The organism is Amycolatopsis sacchari (assembly GCF_900114035.1).
GTDB classification, from domain to species: domain Bacteria; phylum Actinomycetota; class Actinomycetes; order Mycobacteriales; family Pseudonocardiaceae; genus Amycolatopsis_E; species Amycolatopsis_E sacchari.
Genome location: NZ_FORP01000034.1, coordinates 49,769 through 57,272 on the forward strand (window position 1 = coordinate 49,769; position 7,504 = coordinate 57,272).

The 7,504-nt window shown below is 68.6% G+C and carries 9 protein-coding genes; 6 read left to right on the forward strand and 3 right to left on the reverse strand.

The window, feature by feature from the left end:
• Positions 1-20 precede the first annotated feature (20 nt).
• From BMZ92_RS33500 to BMZ92_RS33510, 3 genes are read left to right on the forward strand one after another with little or no spacing between them, the layout of a single operon-like run.
• Positions 21-869, forward strand: coding sequence for a TIGR04222 domain-containing membrane protein (locus BMZ92_RS33500; RefSeq protein WP_091516046.1), 849 nt, complete (start codon positions 21-23; stop codon positions 867-869).
• Complete coding sequence (locus BMZ92_RS33505) at positions 869-1,672, forward strand: MbnB/TglH/ChrH family RiPP precursor modification enzyme (protein WP_091516078.1); 804 nt, start codon at positions 869-871, stop codon at positions 1,670-1,672. Before BMZ92_RS33500 ends, BMZ92_RS33505 begins: the two co-directional genes overlap by 1 nt.
• Positions 1,669-2,004, forward strand: coding sequence for an SCO6045 C-terminal-like domain-containing protein (locus BMZ92_RS33510; protein WP_091516048.1), 336 nt, complete (start codon positions 1,669-1,671; stop codon positions 2,002-2,004). The genes BMZ92_RS33505 and BMZ92_RS33510 overlap by 4 nt, the downstream gene beginning before the upstream one ends.
• Positions 2,005-2,057: 53 nt before the next feature.
• On the opposite strand, the gene BMZ92_RS33515 is transcribed toward BMZ92_RS33510, so the two are convergent.
• Entirely contained in the window at positions 2,058-2,915 is an 858-nt protein-coding gene (locus BMZ92_RS33515) for an NAD-dependent epimerase/dehydratase family protein (RefSeq protein WP_091516050.1), read from the reverse strand.
• Positions 2,916-3,056: 141 nt separating this feature from the next.
• On the opposite strand from BMZ92_RS33515, the gene BMZ92_RS33520 reads away from it, so the two are divergent.
• Both BMZ92_RS33520 and BMZ92_RS33525 read left to right on the forward strand, forming a co-directional pair.
• Positions 3,057-3,920, forward strand: coding sequence for a LysR family transcriptional regulator (locus BMZ92_RS33520; RefSeq protein WP_091516052.1), 864 nt, complete (start codon positions 3,057-3,059; stop codon positions 3,918-3,920).
• A 266-nt stretch (positions 3,921-4,186) separates the two neighbouring features.
• A complete protein-coding gene (locus tag BMZ92_RS33525) occupies positions 4,187-4,783 on the forward strand; it encodes a TetR/AcrR family transcriptional regulator (RefSeq protein WP_091516054.1) in 597 nt (198 codons plus the stop codon).
• Between the two features lie 331 nt (positions 4,784-5,114).
• On the opposite strand, the gene nfi is transcribed toward BMZ92_RS33525, so the two are convergent.
• Complete coding sequence (nfi, locus tag BMZ92_RS33535) at positions 5,115-5,774, reverse strand: deoxyribonuclease V (protein WP_091516080.1); 660 nt, start codon at positions 5,772-5,774, stop codon at positions 5,115-5,117.
• A 134-nt stretch (positions 5,775-5,908) separates the two neighbouring features.
• On the opposite strand from nfi, the gene BMZ92_RS33540 reads away from it, so the two are divergent.
• Positions 5,909-6,385 (forward strand): hypothetical protein, encoded by a 477-nt coding sequence (locus tag BMZ92_RS33540; protein ID WP_091516056.1) that lies wholly within the window; start codon positions 5,909-5,911, stop codon positions 6,383-6,385.
• Between the two features lie 114 nt (positions 6,386-6,499).
• Here the strand turns inward: BMZ92_RS33540 and BMZ92_RS33545 are convergent, their stop codons facing one another.
• Complete coding sequence (locus BMZ92_RS33545; RefSeq protein ID WP_143250006.1) at positions 6,500-7,213, reverse strand: hypothetical protein; 714 nt, start codon at positions 7,211-7,213, stop codon at positions 6,500-6,502.
• Positions 7,214-7,504: the final 291 nt, after the last annotated feature.

A 7,504-nucleotide genomic window follows, 5' to 3' on the forward strand; every position in this document is an offset into this window, starting at 1 on the left:
CCGGAGGTTAGGCTCCGCGCATGGAGCCATGGGGGTTGTCCGGACCGCAGTTCACCGGCCTGTACTTCGCGGCCGTGGTGGCCGGGATCCTGCTGACCTTCCTGCTGCGGCGGCTGGTGGCACGGCGCCCGGTCCCGCCGGCGCAGAGCAAGCTGAGCCTGCGGGAGGCCGCGTACCTCGCGGGCGGCCCGCGCCGCGTGCTGGACTCCGCGGTCGCCACGCTGCTGAAGGCCCAGCGGCTGCGGGCGCGGCGCGGCGGGTGGCTCCAGGCCGTCGGCAAGGAGTCGAGCGAAGCCGACCTGGCGCGCGCCGTGTACGACCACGTCCGGGAGTACGGCGAGCGATCGCTGCGCCAGGTGCGTTCGGCGCTGCGACGCCATCCGGAGGTACGGGAAACGCGTGCCTCGCTCGTGGAACGCGGACTGATCGTTCCACAGGCGTGGTCGCGTGCGCTGCTGTGCGCGCTCCCGCTGCTCGTGGTGCTCGGGGTCGGCATCGCCCGGCTGGTCAACGGCGTCCGGCTGTACCGGCCCGTCGGCAACCTGATCCTGCTGCTCGTCTGCGCCGCGATCGCCACGTTCGTCGCGCTCTGGCCACGATCGCCGTGGCGCAGCCGGGCCGGAGCAGAGGTGCATACCGCGATGCGCAGCCGGAACCGCTCGAAGAACCTCCCGGTCAGACTGCCCAGTCTGACCGGCGCGGCCGCGGCCGTCGCCATCGGCGGCATCGCCGCCTATCCGAACCAGGCCATCGCCCAGGCCCTCGGTGCGTCCAGCTCATCGGGCTCCTCCGGGGGCGACTCGTCGTCGTTCAGCTCGTCGTGCAGCAGCGGTTCCTCGTGCGGCGGTGGAGGCGGGTGCGGCGGCTGATGGGCGCGCTGGGTGTCGGGATCGGCTGGCGGCCGGAGCTCGACCTGACGGTGGAACGACTGCCGGGAGTGGACTTCGCCGAGGTGGTCGCCGAGAACCTGCGGCCGGACCGGCTGCCGGAATCCCTTGTGCTGCTGCGGAAACGCGGGCTCCCCGTGCTGCCGCACGCGGTTTCGCTGTCGCTGGGCGGGGCCGCGCCGGTCGAGGTGAAGCGCGTCGCGCGCCTGGCCGCGCTGGCCGAAGCCCTCGAAGCTCCCCTGGTGAGCGATCACGTGTGTTTCGTGCGGGCGGGTGGCCTCGACTCCGGGCACCTGCTGCCGGTGCCCCGCACCCGCGAGGCGCTGGACGTGCTCGTGGCGAACGTGCGCGAGGCTCAGAAAGCGCTTCCCGTGCCGCTCGCGCTGGAGAACATCGCCGCCCTGCTCGACTGGCCGGACGCGGAACTGACCGAAGCGCAGTTCCTCACCGAGCTGACCGAGCGGACCGGCTGCCTCCTCCTGGTCGACGTGGCGAACCTGTACGCGAACGCGCGCAACCTCGGCAGCGACCCGGAACGCCTGCTCGACGAACTGCCCCTGGAGAGGCTGGCGTACGTGCACATCGCGGGCGGCGTCGAGCGCGACGGGGTGTATCACGACACGCATGCCCATCCGATCCTCCCCGAGGTCCTCGAGCTGCTCGAGGAGCTGGCGGCACGCACCGATCCGCCTGGTGTCCTGCTCGAACGCGACGACGACTTCCCGACCGACGACGAGCTCGCGGCCGAGCTGGCGGCGATCCGCGCGGTGGTGACCCCGCCGTGACGGAGCCCCAGCGGGAACAGCTCGCCGCGGCCCAGGCGGCCCTCCTGCGTACGCTGCTCGCCGGCGCTCCCCCGCCGCCGGGCTTCGACCCCGTCCGGCTGGACGTGGAAGCGGCGGCCCTGCGGGCGAAGCGCGGGCGCGTCGTGGCGAAACTCGCCTTCCGGGAGTGCCGGCTGCTCGGAGAACGCTTTCCGGCGTTGTTCGCCGAGTACGCGCGGGCTCATCCGCGGCAGGAGGGCGTCCACGCCCGGGAGGACGCGCGAGCGTTCGTGGCGTGGGCCCGCCGCGAAGGCCACCTCAAGCGCTGGCCGTGGGACCGCTTCCGGCGCTGACCGCCGTGCGGCTTTCCCGCCGTAACGGTGCTGCCCTGGTTGGTACTCCCGGCTCATCCCGCTGCGAACTCGGTCAGCGGATCGGTGTGCGCAGGCGTCCAGCCCAGCTCGCGCTGCGCCTTGGCCGACGTGAGCTGCTGGTCGAGGGCGAACGCGTCGGCGATCGGGCCCATCTGCTCGCGGGCCTGCTCGAGGCTGAGGGAGACGGTCTTCCCGTCGAGCCCGGCGGCGTGGGCGCAGGCCTCGGCGACCTCCTTGGCCGTCGGGTTGACCCCGCCCACGCCGAGGTACACCGAGCCCGCCGGAGCCGACAACGCCGCCACGTACAGCCGGGCGAGGTCGTCGAGGTGGACCAGTGCCCAGTGGTTGCCGCCGTCGCCGATGTAGGGGATCGCGCCGTTTTCCTTCCCCGGCTGGACGAAGAAGATGTCGATCAGGCGGTTGTCGCCCCCGTAGAGCAGGCCGGGCTGGACGATGACCGGGCGTCCGCCGTCGGCGGCCCGGGCCAGCACCGCGTTCTCGACGGCCTGCCGCCAGGCCACGACGGCCGGCGGGTTCCACGGTGCGGTTTCGTCCTGGACCCCGTCGGTGTGGCCGTAGACCCAGCTGCCGCCGGTGTGCACGTAGGTACCGCCCCCGACGCCGTCCTGCATCGCGGTCGCGGCCGCCAGGTCCTCCTCGCCGCTGGTGGCCTGAGCGAGGTGGACCACCGCTTCCGCCCGGGCCGCTGCCTGGTTGAGCACGTCGAGGTCGGTCAGGTCGCCACGGACCGCGCTCGCCCCGGCGGCGATCACGGCCGCCTCGGCACGCTCGCTGCGCGCGAGCGCCTCGACGATGTGCCCTTGCCGTACCAGCTCGCCGATCGTCGCGCGGCCGATGTAGCCCGAACCGCCCGTGAGGAAGATCTTCATCACTGTCCCATCACTCGTGTTCCGTTCCTCCTCCACGGTGACCCGGGCACCCGGGGTGCGTCCAAGACCCGTTCCGCGCGCTGTGATGCCGCGACGGCATCACAGACCTGCGATGATGGGCGGGAGCGGAGGTGCGTCGACGTGGACTTCGACTTGCGGAAGCTGCGATATTTCGTGGCGGTGGCCGAAGAGCTGCACTTCGGGCGGGCCGCCGCGCGGCTGCACATCGCCCAGCCGGCGTTGTCGCGTCAGATCCGCGCCCTCGAGGACGAGCTGAAGACGCCGCTGTTCGTCCGCGACCGCCGGAGCACGGTCCTCACCGGGGCGGGTGAACAGCTCCTTGCCGACGCCCGGGACCTGCTGGCGGCGGCCGAGGCCGTGCACCGGAGGGTCGCGGCCGCGGCCGAGGCGAAGCCGGTGCTCACCGTGGGGTTCATGCCGGGCATCGTGGTCACCCCGGCCATACAGGAACTGGTCCGGCGGCGGCCGGACGTCAGCGTCCGGCTGCTGCGCACGAGCTGGCACGACCAGGTGGAGGTCGTCCACGACGGCCGCGTGGACGTCAGCATCGTCAGACTGCCGGTCGACCAGCGCGGGCTGACCGTGCGACCGCTGTTCACCGAACCCCGCGTCGTGATGGTGCCCGCCGGGCACCGGCTGGCCGGCAAGGAGTCCGTGTCGGTCACCGAACTCGCCGGCGAGCACCTGCTGCAGGACCCCGACGCCGTCCCGGAGTGGCGCGACATCGCCCTCGAACTGCGCAAGCCGGAACGCCCCGAAGTGCCTCGCATCAACAGCGTCGAAGAGAAACTGGAACTCGTCGCCGCCGGAGCGGGGATCAGCGTGATCCCGTTGTCGACGGCGACGTTCTACACCCGCCCGGACGTCATCGGCATCCCGGTCGAGGACATCGGGCCGAACCAGGTGTGCCTGGCTTGGCTCGCGACGCGCCGGTCGCCGCTGATCGACGCTTTCGCCGCCGCTGCGGCAAAGCTGGTGCCCTAGTCTCGGCAAGCGCTCCCGTCGGCCTCCCCGAACACACCATGCCGCGGTGGGACGCTTCCGGCCAACGGCACCCGAACGGGCATGCAGCACGATGACACGGTCAGCTCAAAACAAACCGGGACGACCACACCCCCGGAGCTGACGCTCGAGGCTTCCGGCTCCTTGCCGGAAGGGAGCCGGAAGCCTCCCTGACGCCAAGCCGTCGCGGTCATCAAGACCGAACGTTCGCCTCGTACACTGGGAGCGACCAGAAAGCAGGTGACCAGGTGTCGGAAGCACGTGCCCGGCTGCTCGGCACAGCCAGCCGGCTCTTCTACGCGGAGGGGCTGCACTCGGTCGGCATCGACCGGATCGTCGCCGAGGCGAAGGTCACGCGGGCCACGCTCTACCGGCACTTTCCCAGCAAGGACGACCTGGTCGTCGCCTACCTGACCGCCGCGGACGAACTGATCCGGAGCCAGATCGACTCCGTGCGCGCGGCGGGACACTCCCCCGCGGACACGGTCCGGGCCGTCGCCGGGACGATCACCGACGGCATCCGCTCTGAGGGGTTCCGCGGGTGCGCGTTCCTCAACGCCGCCGCCGAGTACCCCGACGTCGAGCACCCGGTCCACCAAGCCGTCCTGAAGCACCGGCAGTGGTTCCTCGACACGATCACCGAGCTGATGGCCGCCACCGGCGAGACCACACCCGCGCCGCACGCCCGGCACTTCGTCATGCTGCGCGACGGCGCGATGGCGGCGGGTTGCCTGTCCGACCCCGCGCCGGTCTGCGAGACCTTCCTGCTCGGCGTCGAAGGGATCCTGAAGTACCGGGATGCGTCCATAGTGGACCACGTCGCGGTGAAGGCACACCTGCGCTGACAGTGGGATACGCCGGCACCGCATGCCAGAGCCGGTCCAGCGGCACCCCGCCGATCACCGCGGTCGTCGCCGCGTGCAGCAGTGCCGCGCCATCCGGGGGCCCACAAGCTGAACAGGAGCACCCCTGACGCATCCGTGGCCTTTACGCCGAGTTCCTCCACCAGTTCCCGGTTGCAGAGCCGCCTCCACCGGGCGCGGTCCAGTGCGGCGCCTAGCCCGGCTTGGTGCGCTTGATCAACGCCAACCGGCCGCTGTCGTCGATGAGGATCGCTCGCGCAGCGCGACGTCCGGCGGTCACCTGTTCCGACATGCCATCAGCTTGAACGAAAACTCAACCCCTGGCGAGCTTCGACTCGTGGTCCGCGGCCCTGATGGGCTCCGGCAGCCGATAGCGCGGCGAAAGGTCGAGGACGATCTGCGCGGCCGTGTCGACGGATACTTTGTGCCCGGGCGAGACGAAAATCGGTTTGACCCCGGGGCGCGTGCGCAGCACGTACCCCACCACCCGGCCGTTCATGTGCACCGGGGACCGATCGCCGCGGTTCTGGCCTGGCTCCGAGTACTCGCCCATCATCGGGTTCTTCGCTACGCCGATCGTCGGCAGATCCAGCAGTAGTCCGAGGTGACAAGCAAGGCCGAACGACCGCGGGTGTGCGATACCGTTCCCGTCGCAGAGGACGACATCAGGTGCGGTGGATATCTTCCGCAGCACCTCGACCAGGACCGGTACTTCGCGGAACGCGAACAGCCCTGGGACATACGGGAATTCCGAGTTCGCATCAGCGACCGCGCTCTCGACGACGGAGAAGTCGGCCACGTCGAGCACGGCAGCGGCACCGAAGGCTCGATCCGACGACAAGCGATAGGCAACGTCCACGCCCATCGCAGTTTTCACCGGCCCACGCAGGTCATCTTCAACGTGGACATGTCGCCGGAGTTCGTTCTGGATTTCGACCGCTTCGGCTTCATCGCGAGGCAATACAGTCGTCAACTCGCGGAAGGGAGTCGACCCACAGGACCGAAACACGGCCGAAGAGTAACAGTTGTCATACAGATGATGATCAGCACCCCCAGCGGCAGGGGTACCTGGTAAGAACGGCGAGCGGATCGACAGGAAGTGACACCATGCCCGTTGTTGATGCTCGCCAGTTCTATTGGTCGGCACCGCCCTTCGAGGAGCAGCCACTCTTCCGCGCACCCGAGGAGGTGATGACGGGCTGGACGGAGGTCGCCAACCAGGCACAGGTCGAACTGGAAAGGTTCGGCCTGCCAGCAACAGTGATGAGGGCCGAGGAAGATTTCAGTGTCGCGTCCCCCGGGGTGCAAATCCTCGTATGTAGCGCGCGCCCGTTCGGAGTTGTCCTAAACTGGGAACCACCCATCGCCGGAACACCCGAATTCACGAAAGTAGTGCTCGACGGAGCGGTCAATTCCCCACTACTGACCTATGTCGCCAAGGGGCGAATAGCGATGTTGGACGCAAGTGCGGCGATATTGAACTCCGCGGGCTTCATAACCATGAAAGATTACGCCAACGGGGACGGTAGCACTTACGACTACCGGGTCTTGTTCGCGCCGAAGGTCTCGATCATCGAACGCTGACCGCGGGTGGGCACCGGATGAGCGAGGGCAATCCAACGCATGCACCGGTGACAGAGATCTTCTACCCGATACAGGAGGCCAGTCACGTCGTCCCATCTGCTTCGCACGGGACCATCAGGTAACCGCTTCCACAGTCCACTCCTTGAAGAGCTTTGCGAGCAGCTCCCTGGTCTGCGCGGCGAGGATACCGCGCGGATCGTCAGCAAGTGGTTTCAACGCGTGCTCACGCACTTCGTCGTGCCCCTCAGGCGCCGGACAACTGAAGACGGCGAGGATCCGCAGCGACCGGATGGCATCGTCACCGGTCAACAAACTCAGCAACGGGACTTGAGCCACCGCGGCCCCCTTGAACGCAGCCCAGACTTTGTCGACCATGATGTCGATCACGACGTCAGTTACTACCGAACGATATTTCTGCATCGAAGATTTCCGAATAGCATCCTTGACCAACTGCTTTCCCCGCTCCGGGATCTTGTCGAGCGCGGTGTTGAACTTCACGGTTACCTGAACGAGACCGATGAACAGATCACACCACCCGTGGTGCGCGAGTTGACGCGCCACCTCCCTGACGTCTGGAACCGTGCCGCGGAGTTCTGCCACGATCGCTTCCCAGACACCGGTCATCGCCTCGGCGAAGATCTCCACCTGCTCGATCGACGACGGCTGGGCTGACACGGCAGCACCTTCGGGCGACCGCCCTGCAGGTGAGGTTGGATAATTCACACCGCGAGACTCGACCCGCTGCGGCGGGACACCGGGCAAATCGCTCCCGCTGTCGGACACATCGCCTTCCGGCAAAGTTGACACCGATTCCTCATCGACCGCCATGCCCCGTACGACAGGTCGGCCAGGTTCCCGCCCCGAGATCTCCCTGGTATCCCCCCTTCCGCTCGCAGACTCGGCCGCCAGGCCGGACAACGAGGAACGGCTGCGATGTGACGCCAACCAGCCCGCCACTTCGAGCCTCGCGAAATCCGCAACCGCAGCTCGGACATGCACGTTCGAGCGGGCACGACCGGGTTTGTAGTGCCGCATCAAGCAACGTTGGGTAGGTAATCCGGTCGGCGGATCTTGGAGTTGACGGCGAAGTGACGCTTTGGGTGGCAGTGGCGGTTGCGC